The organism is Methanocorpusculum sp. GPch4, assembly GCF_012062385.1.
GTDB classification, from domain to species: domain Archaea; phylum Halobacteriota; class Methanomicrobia; order Methanomicrobiales; family Methanocorpusculaceae; genus Methanocorpusculum; species Methanocorpusculum parvum.
This window is the reverse complement of the sequence record NZ_SIJA01000029.1, coordinates 37,989-53,290: the sequence shown is the minus strand read 5'-3', so window position 1 is coordinate 53,290 and position 15,302 is coordinate 37,989. Positions and strand designations below refer to the sequence as shown.

The 15,302-nt window shown below is 53.7% G+C and carries 17 protein-coding genes and 1 tRNA gene; 8 read left to right on the top strand and 10 right to left on the bottom strand.

Going from position 1 to position 15,302, the window contains the following annotated elements:
* Both EYA77_RS02915 and EYA77_RS09870 read right to left on the bottom strand, forming a co-directional pair.
* Positions 1-678 carry a 2,5-diamino-6-(ribosylamino)-4(3H)-pyrimidinone 5'-phosphate reductase gene (locus tag EYA77_RS02915; RefSeq protein WP_042697497.1) on the bottom strand — a complete coding sequence of 226 codons (678 nt, stop codon included), beginning with the start codon at positions 676-678 and terminating at the stop codon, positions 1-3.
* 62 nt (positions 679-740) lie between these two features.
* Positions 741-1,058 carry a hypothetical protein gene (locus EYA77_RS09870; protein WP_245241142.1) on the bottom strand — a complete coding sequence of 106 codons (318 nt, stop codon included), beginning with the start codon at positions 1,056-1,058 and terminating at the stop codon, positions 741-743.
* 14 nt (positions 1,059-1,072) lie between these two features.
* On the opposite strand from EYA77_RS09870, the gene EYA77_RS02905 reads away from it, so the two are divergent.
* On the top strand, positions 1,073-2,038 hold the full coding sequence (locus EYA77_RS02905) for an EF-Tu/IF-2/RF-3 family GTPase (RefSeq protein WP_095642270.1): 966 nt from the start codon (positions 1,073-1,075) through the stop codon (positions 2,036-2,038).
* A gap of 91 nt (positions 2,039-2,129) precedes the next feature.
* Complete coding sequence (locus EYA77_RS02900; protein WP_042697719.1) at positions 2,130-2,762, top strand: formate dehydrogenase accessory sulfurtransferase FdhD; 633 nt, start codon at positions 2,130-2,132, stop codon at positions 2,760-2,762.
* A gap of 586 nt (positions 2,763-3,348) precedes the next feature.
* Here EYA77_RS02900 and EYA77_RS02895 read toward each other — a convergent pair.
* The 3 genes from EYA77_RS02895 to EYA77_RS02885 form a co-directional block, all read right to left on the bottom strand.
* On the bottom strand, positions 3,349-3,918 hold the full coding sequence (locus EYA77_RS02895) for a flavodoxin family protein (RefSeq protein WP_167815820.1): 570 nt from the start codon (positions 3,916-3,918) through the stop codon (positions 3,349-3,351).
* A gap of 38 nt (positions 3,919-3,956) precedes the next feature.
* Positions 3,957-4,367, bottom strand: coding sequence for a hypothetical protein (locus EYA77_RS02890; RefSeq protein WP_042697514.1), 411 nt, complete (start codon positions 4,365-4,367; stop codon positions 3,957-3,959).
* Positions 4,368-4,436: 69 nt separating this feature from the next.
* The gene (locus tag EYA77_RS02885; protein ID WP_167815819.1) at positions 4,437-5,285 is read right to left on the bottom strand and encodes a geranylgeranylglycerol-phosphate geranylgeranyltransferase; all 849 of its coding nucleotides are present in this window, start codon (positions 5,283-5,285) and stop codon (positions 4,437-4,439) included.
* Between the two features lie 69 nt (positions 5,286-5,354).
* Here EYA77_RS02885 and EYA77_RS02880 point away from each other — a divergent pair.
* Together EYA77_RS02880 and EYA77_RS02875 are read left to right on the top strand one after the other, a co-directional pair.
* A tRNA-Arg gene (locus EYA77_RS02880) sits at positions 5,355-5,429 on the top strand.
* 22 nt (positions 5,430-5,451) lie between these two features.
* Complete coding sequence (locus EYA77_RS02875; protein WP_167815818.1) at positions 5,452-6,591, top strand: tRNA (guanine(10)-N(2))-dimethyltransferase; 1,140 nt, start codon at positions 5,452-5,454, stop codon at positions 6,589-6,591.
* On the opposite strand, the gene pyrI is transcribed toward EYA77_RS02875, so the two are convergent.
* The 3 genes from pyrI to EYA77_RS02860 all read right to left on the bottom strand — a co-directional run bounded on the left by pyrI (position 6,582) and on the right by EYA77_RS02860 (position 8,968).
* Positions 6,582-7,049, bottom strand: a complete 468-nt coding sequence (gene pyrI / locus EYA77_RS02870) for an aspartate carbamoyltransferase regulatory subunit (protein ID WP_042697523.1) — start codon at positions 7,047-7,049, stop codon at positions 6,582-6,584. The genes EYA77_RS02875 and pyrI overlap by 10 nt on opposite strands.
* On the bottom strand, positions 7,049-7,960 hold the full coding sequence (pyrB, locus tag EYA77_RS02865) for an aspartate carbamoyltransferase (RefSeq protein WP_042697527.1): 912 nt from the start codon (positions 7,958-7,960) through the stop codon (positions 7,049-7,051). The genes pyrI and pyrB overlap by 1 nt, the downstream gene beginning before the upstream one ends.
* Before the next feature lie 135 nt (positions 7,961-8,095).
* Entirely contained in the window at positions 8,096-8,968 is an 873-nt protein-coding gene (locus EYA77_RS02860) for a DMT family transporter (RefSeq protein WP_167815817.1), read from the bottom strand.
* A gap of 103 nt (positions 8,969-9,071) precedes the next feature.
* On the opposite strand from EYA77_RS02860, the gene EYA77_RS02855 reads away from it, so the two are divergent.
* A complete protein-coding gene (locus EYA77_RS02855) occupies positions 9,072-9,953 on the top strand; it encodes a LysR family transcriptional regulator (RefSeq protein ID WP_042697534.1) in 882 nt (293 codons plus the stop codon).
* 6 nt (positions 9,954-9,959) lie between these two features.
* Here the strand turns inward: EYA77_RS02855 and EYA77_RS02850 are convergent, their stop codons facing one another.
* Entirely contained in the window at positions 9,960-10,835 is an 876-nt protein-coding gene (locus EYA77_RS02850) for a DUF368 domain-containing protein (protein WP_245241132.1), read from the bottom strand.
* 107 nt (positions 10,836-10,942) lie between these two features.
* Between EYA77_RS02850 and EYA77_RS02845 the strand changes: the two genes are divergently transcribed.
* Positions 10,943-12,106, top strand: a complete 1,164-nt coding sequence (locus tag EYA77_RS02845) for a cofactor-independent phosphoglycerate mutase (RefSeq protein ID WP_042697541.1) — start codon at positions 10,943-10,945, stop codon at positions 12,104-12,106.
* Between the two features lie 4 nt (positions 12,107-12,110).
* Positions 12,111-12,830 carry an epoxyqueuosine reductase gene (locus EYA77_RS02840; RefSeq protein WP_167815816.1) on the top strand — a complete coding sequence of 240 codons (720 nt, stop codon included), beginning with the start codon at positions 12,111-12,113 and terminating at the stop codon, positions 12,828-12,830.
* Positions 12,831-13,190: 360 nt separating this feature from the next.
* Here the strand turns inward: EYA77_RS02840 and EYA77_RS02835 are convergent, their stop codons facing one another.
* Complete coding sequence (locus tag EYA77_RS02835; RefSeq protein WP_167815815.1) at positions 13,191-14,558, bottom strand: aldehyde dehydrogenase; 1,368 nt, start codon at positions 14,556-14,558, stop codon at positions 13,191-13,193.
* Here EYA77_RS02835 and EYA77_RS02830 point away from each other — a divergent pair.
* On the top strand, positions 14,557-15,066 hold the full coding sequence (locus EYA77_RS02830) for a PaaI family thioesterase (protein WP_245241130.1): 510 nt from the start codon (positions 14,557-14,559) through the stop codon (positions 15,064-15,066). The genes EYA77_RS02835 and EYA77_RS02830 overlap by 2 nt on opposite strands.
* The last annotated feature ends 236 nt before the right edge of the window (positions 15,067-15,302 follow it).

Genomic DNA, 15,302 nt, shown 5'->3' with positions numbered 1-15,302 from the left:
TCAGACTTTTTTTATCCAGGTCAGCAGCACGCCGTCGTCGATCTTCTCGATATTTTTCAGCGAGAGCCGGGTGAACTCCGCAGGATCCGTGAACCCGGCGCCGTCTGCAAAGGTGGGGGCATCCTTCCCGCCGATGATCAGTGCGCCGATATAGATGCGTATCTCGTCAAAGAGTTCTTTGCTGAGAAACGACCAGAGCAGCGTGGCTCCTCCCTCGACCATGAGTTTTTGAACCCCGAGTTTTGCCAGTTCATCTAAGACGATTACCAGATCTACCGAATCCGCACCCGCAGAGATCACCGTGGCTTTTTCTTTCAAGGCGTCACATCTTTCCTTCGGGGCTTTTTCCGAGACGAAGATGACCACGCGGCCAAGTCCTTTTTTGAACATGTCCCCGTCTGCAGGCATTCGTGCCATGCTGTCGATCACGACCCGCATGGGATGAGGATCTTTGCCGCCGGCTTTTCGGACCGCGGCATACTCCTCGCTTTTCAGCCGCAGCGAAGGGTCGTCGGAGAGGACGGTCCCTATGCCCACCATCACTGCGTCGGACTCGGCGCGGAGCGTGTCAACTCTGAGAAAATCGTCAGGACCGGAGATCTTGGTCTGTTTTCGTTCCCGGGTGGCAAGTTTTCCGTCAGCACTCATTGCTGCGTTGATTATCACATACGGACGCATACATACACCCGTTGGATACGTGAACGTAGACTGGTCATGGAAAATAGAATGGGGCGAAAGTCTTATACCTTCTTATAAACGTTCACACCAACGCGGACATCGGGGTGTTTGCGGTCGATGGGTTTATTTCCCATGCTGGAGCCGATGATGATCGTTTTTCCAGAGGATGAAGGTCCGACTTCCTGGGAAAGATCGACCGTAATTGTAAGAATATCTCCATCAACTGACGTTTTCACATTTTTCATATCTGTTAATGTGTATGATGAAGAGATAAATCTTGCGGGATTTTTGGAGAGATTTTCGTCTTTTTCTACAGAGTGTACTGAGTGGGCAGAGGAGGCGGACCCATAAAACCCATAAATATAATCATCCGCAAACACCAATGAGTATAACCATGCCGAACTTAACAGTCGCCGTACTTGCCCCGAACGGATATGCCCGGGATCTCGGGAAGAAGGGGACCAGTACCGATATCACATTCTATAATCTGAAAAAAGGTCACGACACCGTGACGCTTCTGGAACCGACGAGGTATCCGGACAGACTTGCTCCGTTATTTTATGTCGTTTCCATGTCTCATGAGGCGATCGTGGTGATCTCTGAGATCACGCCGATGGTCGCCGAGTGGATCCTGATGCTTGATTGTGCAGGGGTGAAGAACGGGACGATCATTCTGAAGAATTATATCCAGCCGAATCAGATCGCCCCGCTGATCAAAGGAACGGTGCTTGAGAATTATACGATAATGGAAGAGGATTTCATCGGCCTTTCCGCCGGACTTCTTGAGCGTGCGGCAAATCAGCCGGATATCGAGCCGAAGGAGGGGGCAGTCGGATCGGTTCCGATCGATCACCACTTCAATGTGCGGGGTATTGGAACGGTGATCCTCGGATGCGTCGCGGACGGGTGGATCAAGAAGCATGATAAGATGCGGGTCGAACCGCTGGATAAGACCGCTCAGATCAGGTCGGTCCAGAAGCATGATGATGATTTTGCCTGGGCGTATGCGGGCGACCGTGTGGGCTGCGCTTTGAAGGATATCGATGCTGAGGAGCTGGATCGGGGTTTCGTTCTTACGACCGATCCGAAAGTGACCCACACGACGACGGTGACGGGCGACGCACACCTGGTGAAGTACTGGCCGGGAGAGATCAAGGAGCAGATGGTCGTGTCTGTCGGACACTGGATGCAGTTTTTGTCTGCACGGGTGACGAAGGTGGAGAACGGATCGGACTGGCACGCGCCGAAGCTGACGCTCGAACTGGATACGCCGCTTGTGTATAAGCCGGGTGATTCAGCGGTGATCCATTATCTGGACGGGGGCAAGCTGCGTATCGTCGGGACGATCAGACTTCCCTGATCTTTTTTTTACAGGGCATTTTCAGGTGTGCTCTGGCGATCGGATACCCGCCATTTTTTTTAATGTACCAAACCAATATCCTATCACGCAGATGACAGCATTTCACCATGGTCTCCTGAATGAGCAGCCGGTTTCCCTGACGGTGAACGGACGGGGTCTTTCGACCGTGATGATGCTGAATGAGATGGCCGAAGAGTTTGCCGCGGGGTATCTGACGACGGAGGGGATCGTGCCGTATGCGGATATCGAGTCGGTGATGCTGACGGAAACGGGCGTGAGTGTGCTGACGAAAAATCCGTTCAAGGTGCTTCTTCCAAAAAAAAGTGTGCTCTCCGGATGCGGGGGCACGGCGTCGTATCTGGATCCGGAGAAGATGCCGGTCCTTGAGTCATGCATCCCGGTGCCGAAAAATATTCTGAATCATGCATTTTCCAGCGACGTGATCAAGGCAGGCGGGTTTGGGGCGAAGGCGTTTGTCGGCGGAACGATCGCGGCATCAGCCGAGGATCTTGGTCAGTTTACTGCGCTGGACAAGGTCGTCGGTCGATTACTCATAGAGGGTATCCCGCCGGAAAGCACCGCGGTCCTTGTCTCAGGCAAGGTGACGGCGGAGCTCGTCAGGAAATGCCTGCATGCAAAGATCTCGGTGCTGGCATCAAAGCAGCCGCCAACCTATCTGGCGGCCGAAGTGGCGAAGAACGGCAAGCTGACTCTTGTCTATTGAATGAACAGGGACTTGCTGATTCGCTGGATAGGACTTAAGCGGTGTTGGTGTGGATCCAATTCGAGAGAGATAGCTAGATGTGGTCGCAAGAGAAAAACCAACCGCGAATCGGCGCGAATCCCGCAAGCCTTTGGCTTGCTCCCAGAATCGGATTTGCTGATCCTCACTCTCGCAAGCCTCGTCCCTCGACTTGCTCGTCCCTTCATCGGGACCGTTTGGGCAAATCCTGTCGCCGCCCCAGCGGCTCCTGTGAGAGAAATATGCATTGAGCAGTCCTAAAAATGGTAAATGTTTTTTTTATTGATAATCTCGAGATGAGATGGAGAGAAATTACCTTTGGGAGGCGCTGGGGCGCCGACAGGATTTGCCCGAACGATCCCGATGAGGGATGAGCAAGACAGCGAAGCTGTATTGCGAAAGTGAGGAATAGCAAATCCGATTCTTCTCGCCCGAAGGGCGGATTCGCGCCGATTCGCGGTTGGTTATTTTTATGTTTCCACACCCAAAAAACTCCTTTACGAATTAGAGTTACACAAACACCGCGTAAGTCCTATTTGAAAAAAAGGGTTAGTAGATATTCTCTGAATTATTTTCTCAGCTGGATGATCAGCTTCGCCACATTATCGCCGAACTTCTCCAGCGTCGCCATGCCCTCTGCATCGTTTGCGACATCGCCCGGTCCATGGCCGAACGCGATGTTCCAGTAGGTGGAACCGCAGACGATCATATCGGAGATGAAAAAGGACATCAGCATCTCCTGCAGCGTCGAGGTCAGACCCCCGCGTCGTGCCACAACGACCGGACCGCCGACTTTCCCTGAAAGCCAGTTCCCGTTCGACCGGGCGATCATCGAAACACGCTGGATAAGATTCATCACATCCCCTCTGGCCGTTCCAAAGTAGACCGGGGCGCCGATGATAAACCCGTCTGCCGCCTTGATATCATCCAGCATATCATTCAGTCCGTCTTTGAGACTGCATTTTCCGTTTTTCTTACACTCACCGCAGGCGATACAACCCTGGATCGGATTTCCCCGAAGCGAGATGATCTTTGCCGAGAGCCCCCTCTTCTCGATCGCGTCCTTGCATACATTCAGTGCATACTCAGTATTTCCTTTCGCCCGCGGGCTTCCGGAGATCAAAACGACATCTGTCATACGTATATCTTGTAGTGCAGATGTAAAAAAGATGGATGTTAGTTCGTAACAACGCGGGTGTTCTTGCCCATCAGCTTCCCGCACTGGATCTTGCCCATCACTAAAATATTGACCCCCCTCACCTCGGCGGAAATGACGCCCGGCCGAAGCAGAACGTTCCCGTCCGACCGGATCACCCGGACTTTTGCATTATCACACACAGTCAGCTGCTCTGTTCCCGCGTTCAGCTCCCCCTCGATCACCGAATCACGGCAGACGACCGCACCATTACAGGTCACATTCCCGGCAACGTGGGACTCGGGGCACAAAAAGAGTTTTCCGGTAACCACAAGATCACGCCAGAAGTACGTCCGGGGCGGAACAAGAAAGTCTCCCTCGATCAGTACAGAGCCCCGGAAGTAGGATCCTGCCTCCGCCATGTGCAGATTATCTTTTACTAATACTTTCATGCTACCCCAAGTATGCTTATTAATCCTTCAACCTCACGGATATTAATATGTTCTGAATTATCAGGCTCTTCACAGGAAAACCGCAGAGATTTCCATCAGCAGAAACACAAAGAGGGCCGCAAACATCCCGTACTTCAGATACGCCGTGCAGTTCGAAGCAGAAAGTTCGTCGGGCCGCGTAAATCCCAGCGCCCGGATCGTCACCAGAATGATGAACGCATCCACGACGCCGATCAGCACCAGATAGACGATCCCCCAGGTCAGGAACGGAACAAAGCTGAAGAGCACGGCGCACAGAACAAAAATCACGGCGAGGACTGCGGTTCCCCGGACCCCGATCCGCATCGGAAGGGTCCGTGCCCCGCCGATCCGATCCCCCTCGATGTCCTCGGCATCCTTGAGCAGTTCGCGTGCGAGCGTCCCGAAGAACGTGATGGCAAACAGAGGCAGCATCACGAGGAAGGACTCCGGCCCGACCAGAAACCCGCCGAAGAGGAAGATGCTCCCCGAAAGATAGGCTACGCTCAGATTGCCCAGCAGAGGGATACCCTTGAACTTCGCCGCATAGATGACCAATAGGGTCGTATTCACCAGAGCGATACCAAGACACCAGAAGTTCGTGAAACAGGCGGCGATGATCCCCACACCAAAGAGGAAACCTGCCCATACGACAGCGCCCCGCGGCGTGACCGCTCCCGACGGGATCGGACGATCCGGCCGGTTCACTTTGTCGATCTCTTTATCAAACACGTCGTTCAGTACGTTTCCTGCACCGCAGATCACAAGCACGATAAAAAACAGCAGCGCCGCAAAAAGCGGCTGCGTGCCGCTAGCGATAAAGTAGGCGATGCCTGCGGTGATACCCGAGACGCCCGCGTTCATCGGACGGATGATCTTTCCATACCCAGCCAGACTCATGTATCGTATTTGTGGGTGTGCCGCTTCGAAAAAGATATCCCCGTGAAGCCCGAATAATTATGAGAATCAGGGCATGTAGCCAAGCCAGGATATGGCGTCAGCCTCCTAAGCTGAATATCTAGGGTTCGAATCCCTACATGCCCGTTTACATTTTTTGGGGTCAATCATGGAATGCAGGGAGATCACGGAAGGGAGCACGACTTTTACCGCCCCGGTCCAGGACGAAAACACTCAGTTTCCGCCGGGCTCGGCTCCGGTCTTTTACAACACCAAAATGGAGTTCAACCGCGATATGACGGTACTCCTCACGAAGATCATACAGCCGGCTGATTATCTGGACGCGATGGCGGCAACGGGCGTTCGCGGCCTTCGGATCGCCAACGAGGCAAAAATACCGGTCACGATCAATGACCGGGACGAGCAGGCGGTCAGGATAATCCGGGCGAATGCGGAGAAACTGGGCGGCGATATCAGCGTGACCTGCGATGATGCGAACCGGCTGATGTGCACGGCCCGGTTCGATTCGATCGATCTCGATCCGTTCGGCACGCCGGTACCTTTTCTCGATGCAGCTTCACGGGCCGCAAAACATTTTCTCTTTGTCACGGCGACGGACACGGCCCCTCTCTGCGGAGCGCATTTCAAGGCAGGCTGCCGCAGATATTTTGCGACGCCGAGAAACACCGAGTATCATGCGGAAGTGGGTCTTAGGATGATGATGGGGGCGATGGCCCGGGAACTTGTGAAATACGACCGCGGCATGAAGCCGATCCTGAGTTTTGCGAAGTCCCACTACTTCCGCTCGCATGTTCGGGTCATAGGCAAAGTCACGGCCGCCGATGAAACGATCGGTCAGATGGGATTTGTGATGCAGTGCCCGAAGTGTCTCTACCGTGCCGAGCAGAAGGGGAGTCTTCTCCCGAAAACGCATATCTGCCCCCACTGCGGCGTCGAGACCATACCTGTAGGTCCCTTGTGGATGGGGCCTCTGCAGGAAAAGGAGGTCCTTGCCGAAATGCAGGAAATCCTGCCCGAACTGCAGTTCGGCACAAAAAGACAGATGGAAAAGCTGCTGACATATCTCCTCGCAGAGCCGGAAACATGCACATACTATGATTATCACATCGTTTCCCGGAACATGAAGGTCTCGCCGCCGAATATGGAAGAACTGATCGCGAGCTTAAATGACGCAGGATACTACACGACCCGCACGCATTTCTGCGATACCGGGATAAAAACGACGGCGCCTCTTCATGTCATAGAAGAGATGATCCGTCTCTGGAATAAAGAAAATCTTCAGATATAATCGCCGATGTCCATCTCGCAGGAGATGAGAGAGTCGCAATACTGACAGCGGAATCCTCTGGGGTGGACGACGAAGCGGCTCTGGACCGGCTCTTTTGTGTTGGTGATACAGTTCGGATTTGGGCATTTGATGACGCCGATGATCTTTTTTGGGACCTCAACGGTTTTTTTCACCGAGACTTTGAAGTTTCTGATGATACTGATGGTCGCGTCCGGGGCGACGAGAGCGATTTTATCCACTTCATCTTTGAGGAGTTCGCGGTTTTCGATCTTGACCATGTCCTTTCGCCCGCCGCGTGAACTGGGAACATTGGATGCGACGATGACGGTGACGTTCGTTCCGTCGCGGATCCCGAGGATCCGGAGAACGGTCAGCCCTTCTCCCGGGGTGATGTGGTCGATGACAGTGCCGTTTTTGATCGGCGAGATGACGATCCCGTCTGAGATAGTGCGCACCATCAGTTCATCACCTCGCTCAGCATGGCCATTCTGATAGGAACGCCGTTGTGCGCCTGTTCAAAGTATTTGGCGCACGGGAGAGCGTCGACTGCCGGATCGATCTCGTCGACGCGGGGGAGAGGATGAAGAACGATCATGCCGGGTTTGGCAAGTTCCAGGAGTTCGGGAGTGATCCGGTAGGTGGATGCATAGTTTGCAAAAGCGACCGGGTCAGGGAACCGCTCGCGCTGGAGGCGGGTCACATACAGCACGTCGAGCTCGGAAACTGCCTCTTCTATATTGTCATGGCCGATGAGTTCTATACCGGCATCCAGCAGGTCTTCTTTGATATATCGCGGAAAATCGAGTCCGTCGGGAGCTATGGTATGGATACGGACATTATTGTATTTGGCGAGGGCAAAGGCGAGGGAGTGGACGGTCCTTCCGTATCTGAGATCTCCCTGCAGGCCGACGTCGATGTTTTCGATCCGCATGGATTCGCGGATGGTGAACAGGTCGAGCAGGGTCTGGGACGGGTGCTGGCCGGCGCCGTCGCCTCCGTTGATAACAGGGACCGAGGCGACTTCGCTTGCAAGACGGGCGGCGCCTTCTTTGGGGTGACGCAGGACGATCGCATCGCAGTATCCGGAGATGACGCGTATCGTGTCAGAAAGGGTCTCACCTTTGGTGATGGAGGTGGCTTCGACACTACCGAGGTTGAGGATCTTGCCGCCAAGCCGCATCATTGCAGCGGAGAAGGACATGCGGGTCCGGGTGCTTGGTTCGAAAAAGAGGACGGCGAGGAGTTTGCCGTCGAGTTCGCGGCCGGTATAGTTCCCGCGGTCGAAGGCTGCTGCAGAACAGAGGAGTTTGTCTATTTCTTCACGTTCCATATCCCGTACAGATAGGATGTTTTTTTGTTCGTGTGTCATGAATGGTGCCCGGAAGTTTTCAGTGTTCAATAGTTGGACTGCCCGGGATAAATAACCCGCGGAAAATCAGAAAGGGCAGGGCGTAGCGGGTGAAGAGATGAGGCAAACGGCAGGAGTTGATCATAGACGACGACCTCAGACCTTCTCTCCTCTGCCCGAAGACCCCGACATCTCTCCCAAAACCGCACCTCCGAGAAGAAGCACCGCACCGAAGATCTGCATCGGAAACAGCACCTCGCCAAGAAGCAGGACGGAAAAAACTACCGCTGACAATGGCTCGAGATAGCCGCAGATTGCCACTGTCTGGACATCCAGCCGGCCGATAGAAGAAAAATACAGATAACATCCTATGCCTGTATTGACCGCGCCGAGAAACAGGATCGGCAGGATGTCTTCTCCTGCGATCTCAAATGCAAACCCTTTGAATATCCCGATAAAAACGGCAACCGTCAGAAAACTGATGAACAGCTGCACCATCGAATTTTCCAGACCTGTGATGTGCGTCGCCTTCTTCGTAAAAATCACCATCACCGCATACATAACAGCCGACATAGCACCGCAGAATAAACCGAAACTGATCGTGCCGGCAAAAAGAGCCTGACCATTCACCAGAATGATGCCAAGAAGAACGGCAAAAAATCCGGCTGTCTTCTGCCGTGTCAGCTTTTCGCGGAACAACAGCGGAGCAAGCACCATTACGATCACCGGTCCGCAGTAATATACCAGAGAGGAAAGACTGACTCCTATCTGCTGATAGGCTTCATACAGGAACATCCACCCGGCTCCCATCGCTATTCCGGAGACGGCAAGATAGGCAAACTGGCGCATATGGTTAAAAACGGTGAGTTTTCCATGCAGGATGAGAAACAGCCCGATCAGCAGAATACTCCCGATAAGCGTCCGTAAAAAGACGATCTCATAACTCGAAAGGGCAATGCTGGCTGCAACGACCCCGTTTGAACCAAATAAAAGCAGTGCTGCAGTATATTTTATAAATTCCCCGTTCATGCCGTCTTTACAGATATGGTTCTATGGATATTTGAAATGATGACATTACCAAATATTTATTATGATTAGCATGACAAAAACAGATGGTTAAAGGAACCTGACGATGGACACAAATATTCTGAAATACCAGGCATTTACAAAAACAGTGGAGTCCGGAAGTTTTACCAGAGCTGCAGAACTCTTAGGATACTCCCAGTCAGGGATAAGCCGGATGATCCGTGATCTGGAAATTGAATGGAACGTATCCCTCCTGCAGAGGGGAAGGTCCGGAGTCAGACTGACCTCAGACGGGGTGATACTTCTGCCGCATGCCAAACGCGTCTTGGAAGAGTATCAAAATCTACTGGTTCAGGTGAATGAACTCCATGGTCTGGAGTCAGGTCTTATTCGGATCGGAACGTTCTCCAGCGTGGCGACCCACTGGCTGCCCAATATCATCAAGGAATTTCAAAAAGATTATCCAAACATCGACTACGAACTGCTTTTGGGAGATTACACGGAGATCGAAACCTGGATCCGCGAAGGCCGGGTGGACTGCGGATTTCTCCGTCTGCCGGCACCTTCGGATCTGGAAACCATCTTTCTGGAACAGGACAAACTGCTTGTTATTCTTCCAAAAGATCACCCACTGGCGGCTCGTGAACGTTTTCCGATCAAAGAACTGGAAAAATATCCTTTCATGCTTCTGGAAAAAGGGGGGAAAGCAGAAATCTCGGAAATTTTTGAACGGTATGACCTTAAGCCCGACGTGCATTTTACGACGTGGGATGATTATGCCATAATGTCGATGGTCGAAAGCGGACTTGGGATCAGTATCCTGCCGCAGCTGATATTAACGCGTATTCCCTACGACATCACGGCAAAAGAACTGGATGTCCCGGCATTCCGCGATATCGGGATCGCATTCCGGGATAAAAATACCGTCTCGCCTGCTGTCAAAAGGTTCCTTTCGTATCTGCAGTACAGAAATCCGCAGGGAATCTGAACCACTTTACGCAGCTTTTTTCTCAGCTCTCTTCTTCAGATACTGAAGGAGGGCAAGGATGCCGGCGCCAAGCAAAAAGAACAGGATGCTGAACGTCTCAAAACTCATCGGGGGTCTTGGCACATCCAGCGTGGTCGCCCCGAGAACGATCGCATACAGTGAGCCGATCAGAAGCCCGATACTGAGATAGATCGTCTGCGAACGGTATTTTTCGAGGCAGTATCTCAGAAGTTTTGCGATGAACACAAGCCCGGTGATCATTCCGAGCCCGAAGACGACGAGCATCGGCACATACGCCAGCTCAAGATGGATGACCGCACTCACAGCCGAGATCAGCGGGACGTACAGTCCCATGATCAGAAGCATCGTCGAGCCTGATATCCCCGGAAGAACCATCACCGAGACCGCTAACACCGCCGCAATAAAAAGAAACAGTGCAAGCTGAGGAGATATCTGCGTCAGATCCACCGAACTTTCGCGGGAGACCGGATTGAAGTACATCATCAGAGGAACCACCGCCACGCCGAGCGCGGTGAAGATGATATGCGGATAATGATTTTTCAGGCTCGAGCGCTCCTCCATCACGACGATCGGGACGGTGCATACGGTCAGACCGATAAAAAGCGAACTTATTTCATAAATATAGGTATCAAAAAGATTTGCGAGGATCACGGCGCAGATGAGAAACGCAGCTGCCCAACCGACGGCGAGTTTGAGCAGGAACGGCAGCGCGGCCTTTCTTCTCTCCATCGTCCCGGTGAGCATATCGTCCACCGAAGAGATGAACTTATCATAAAATCCAAGTAAAAACGCGATCGTTCCGCCGGAAACTCCCGGCACACTGTCGGCGACCGCCATGCACGCCCCTTTTAGAATATCCATATGTCTCTTAATACATAGGAGCCGCCTCACTAATTAGCATTCGGGCTTTGTGTGTCGCAACCATGCAATTTATTCCGATGCCCGCCGGATATATGAGGGAGAGTTTCATGAAATATATCCTTATTCTTGCTGACGGTGCGGCTGACGAGCCTCTTGAAGAGCTTGGGGGAAAGACCCCGCTCGAAGCGGCACACAAACCCAATATGGATCGGATCGCCCGCGAAGGAAGATGCGGCATGCTCAAGACCGTGGACGACTCGCTCTCCCCGGGTTCGGACGTTGCGAACATGTCGATCCTCGGCTACGATCCGCTGAAATATTACACCGGACGGGGAGCGCTCGAGGCGCTCAGCATGGGGATCCCTTTCAGAGAGGGGGAACTCGCCTACCGGTGCAATCTGGTCACGATCGAAAACGGCAGGATGAAGGATTTTGCGGCCGGCCATATCTCGAGCGCTGAGGGAGCGGAGCTTTTCGAGGCTCTCAAAGAGAAGATCCCTGAAGCCGGCTGGTATTCGGGCGTCTCCTACAGAAATGTGATGATGCTTCCAGACGGCAAAGGATCCGAAACGACCGCTCCGCACGATATCGTCGGCGAGGTCATCAATGATTATCTCCCGAAAGGAGAGGATGCACAGCGTCTGATGAACTATATCGTGCGGGCCTCCGATGTGTTCGAGAACCACCCGGTAAATAAAAAGCGCATCGCCGCAGGAAAAAATCCGGCGACGACGATCTGGCCGTGGAGCGGAGGACCGAAGCCTGCGATGCCGGCATTCTCTGAAAAATATCATAAGAAGGGAGCGGTCATCTCGGCAGTCGATCTGCTGTTCGGTCTTGCGAAGTGCGCCGGCATGGAAGTCGTCAAGGTCCCCGGTGCGACCGGCTATCTCGACACGAACTTCCTTGGAAAAGCTCAGGCGGCAGTCGAGACCGCGAACGGCGATGCGGACTTCGTGTATATGCATGTCGAGGCAACCGATGAGGCAGGTCACCTCGGAAGTCTTGAAGAGAAGATCAAAGCAATCGAAAATCTGGATAAAGCCGTCGGCTATATCCTCGACAACTTCGACGGCTGCATCATGCTGATGCCCGATCACCCGACCCCGATCGCGAAGAAGACCCACACAAATGACCCGGTCCCGTTTGCGATCCGCGGACTCGGCGAACCGGATGAGGTCTCGGTCTACACCGAAAAAGAGGTGCAGGCGAAGGGTTCCTATGGGCTCGTCCAGGCAGTCGATCTTCTGGACATGGTCTTCAAGGAGTAGACGGATGCGGGAGGAGATCACAGCCTTCATCGAAAAGTATGTGAAAGACGCTTCCTACTTGCGAAAACCGCTGGTCGGTTTTGCCGACTGTGATTCTCCGATGTTTCCCGGTTTGAAAACCACCGTGATGCCGGGACATCTGATGCCGGCCGAGATCCTTACGGACCCGACGGTCGTCATTTCCTATTTTTTGCCGTTTCAAAAGGAGGTCGCCCTCTCGAATGTGTCCGGGCGGCACGCCTCGAAGCGGTGGGCCGAGTGTTATGTCGAGACGAATCGGCTGATCGCCTCCTTAAACACCTCTCTGATTGATTACCTCCGGGACCGCGGATATCGGGCGGCATATCCAGAGAGCGCCGTCCATCTGGACAAACAGATTCTGATGAGCTGCTGGTCGCAGCGGCACGTCGCGGAGATCGCGGGTCTCGGGACGTTTGGTCTGAACAATCTTCTGATAACGCGTGTCGGTTCGTGCGGACGGTTCGGCTCGATCGTAACCGATCTGCCGGTCGTCGCCGATATGCCGGAGACGGAGGAGAGGTGTCTGTATAAACTGACCGGCAAGTGTTTGAAGTGCGTGAAAAACTGCCCGACGGGGGCGCTGAGCGAGGAGGGATTCGATCGCCGGGTCTGCTTTTCGCTGTGTCAGGAGAATGAGAAGAGATACGGGGCGAACGTCTGCGGGAAATGCGCTGTGGATATCCCGTGCGGGTTTTTGAAATAACACATCCGCAGTTTTGGATAAATTCTGTGGGAAAAACCGTTCGCAAATCTGAGATTTGATCTATTCGGCGTCTTTTTTATTTGGGGTGCGGGAGGGTGACTGCGGGTTGGCGACGAAGTCGACGACCTTAGCTGAGCAAATCTTTGATTTGCGATCCGGCGCGGAGCGTCACGCGGTGGGGATATCCTAATCACAGAGATATGTTAACAATTCATCTCAAAAATTAAGATATTTCCACCGCGTCGGGCTCCGCGCCGGATCGCAAATCAAAGATTTGGTCGCAAGGCAAAGCCTTGCTCGGCTAAGGGATCTAAAGATCCCCGCCTCAGCTAAGATCGCCGGCTGCGCCGTCGATCCGCCTCACCCGAACAAAATACTCTTCGGCTCCGTATACTCATACACGAAGTCCCGCCCGTTCTCCCTGCCGAACCCCGAGTTCCCGACCCCCCCAAACGGCATCTCCGGCGGAAGCGTCAGATGCTTATTCACCCACACCACCCCGCATCGGAGCCCCTCCGCAAACCTGCGTGCCGTGCTGATCTCCGACGTCCAGACCGAAGACCCCAGGCCGTACATCGTCGAGTTTGCGATATCCAAAGCCTCATCCGCCGAACCAAACGGGATCACCGACATCACCGGCCCGAAGATCTCCTCAGAAACCGCCAGCGGACTCACATTCTTCAAAAGCGTCGGCGCATAGAAGTTCCCCGGCATATCCAGCCGCTTCCCCCCGTAGACAAGCTGCGCCTCGTCCCTATCCAGGACCCCCTCTACAAACGCCTCGATCAGCGCCAGCTGATTCGCATTGTTCAGCGGCCCCATATTCACCTTCTCTAGCCCGTTCCCCACAACATACCCCGAAAGCATCACCTCCGCCTTGTGCACGAACTCCTCCGCGATATGTTCATCCACTAAGATCCGTTTCGCCGACGTGCAGACCTGCCCGCAGTTGTAGAACCGGTTCCTCACCGCCGCTTTCACCGCCGATTCGATATCCGCCGTTCTCGTCACGATGAAACTGTCGTTCCCGCCAAGTTCCAGCGTCAGCTTCTTCAGATGCGGAGCCGCCTGAAGCGAAACCGCCTTTCCCGACTGGATAGAACCCGTAAACGAGATATGCCGGACATCCGGATGCGTGATCAGGGCGGACCCCGTCTGCTCTCCTGACCCGGTCACGATCTGCAGAGCTTCTTTTGGAAACCCTCCCTCGTGAAGAGCCTCAGCAATCTTTATGATCGTTAAGGGGGCGGTCTTCGAAGGCTTTGCGAGGACCGCGTTCCCGCAGGCGAGCGCCGCTCCCGCCTTCCAGGCAAAGATCATCACCGGCATGTTCCAGGGAATGATCGCGGCGCAGACCCCGAGCGGTTTTCTAACAACGTTCAGATACCCGTATCCCGGCAGATCGCGTGCATCGCCCGGAATGCTCCCGCATACCGAAGCATAATACTCAAACACATGAGCGGATCCAAGGATCTCGTCACGCGCCTCGCGAAGCGGTTTTCCCTGTTCGGTCGTCAGAAGAGCGGCAAGACCGTCCACCCGTGAGCGGATCAGGGACGCCGCATTCACAAACAGTACGGCACGCTTCGATGCGGCGGTCTTTTCCCAAACGGGAAGGATCTCCTGCGCCGCACTCACGCACAGATCCACATCATCAGGCGTGGTGTTTTTTATTGTGCCGATGACTTCATTCGTGGCAGGATTTCTCACGTCGAGAGATGATTGCATGCTTGAGTATTATTCCGGGCCCTATTTAGTCCTGTCCGTCGAAGCAGAAAAAATAGCAAATCTCTTGTTCCTGCAAAGAGAACGTATGCGCATGCACGAATACGCTGAAAAGATCGCATCGATAGGTGCCGCGGCCAACCCCACGTTCATGACGCTTGGGATCAGCCCGGTCTCGTGGGGTGACGGGCAGGCTGTTCTCAAAATGAAAGCCTCGGATAAACTTCACAACGGTGTCGGATTCCTGCAGGGAGGATTTTACGTCATCCTTGCAGACGAGGCTATCGCGCTTGCGATTTTAGCCGAGCTCGACCCCGGATCAGGGACCACGACGATCTCGGAAACGACAGAGTTCATACGCGGAACAAAAGACGACGAGATCTTCGCCGTCGCAAAGATCATCCGGAAAGGAAGACGCATCATCTTCGCCGAAGCGGAGGTTCGACGCGGCAGTGTCGACGGCGATCTTCTCTCGAAGACCTCGACCTCCTATCTGATCACCCAGTGCTGACGAACTACCTGAAATGGTTTTGGGACGCAGAAATAGGATATCTCCACCGCGGGACGCTCCGCGCCGGAGTCGCGTCCCCGCACCCCAATACAAAAAAATGAAAAAAAAGAAAAACCGGCACGCAAGCAAATCTTTGATTTGCGAACGGGTTTATTCGCGGAGGCGTGCAAACCATCGGTTTGCGTGCCGCCTCAAACGGACTAGGTCCGTTTGGGCTTATTCGCGGTTAAATAATC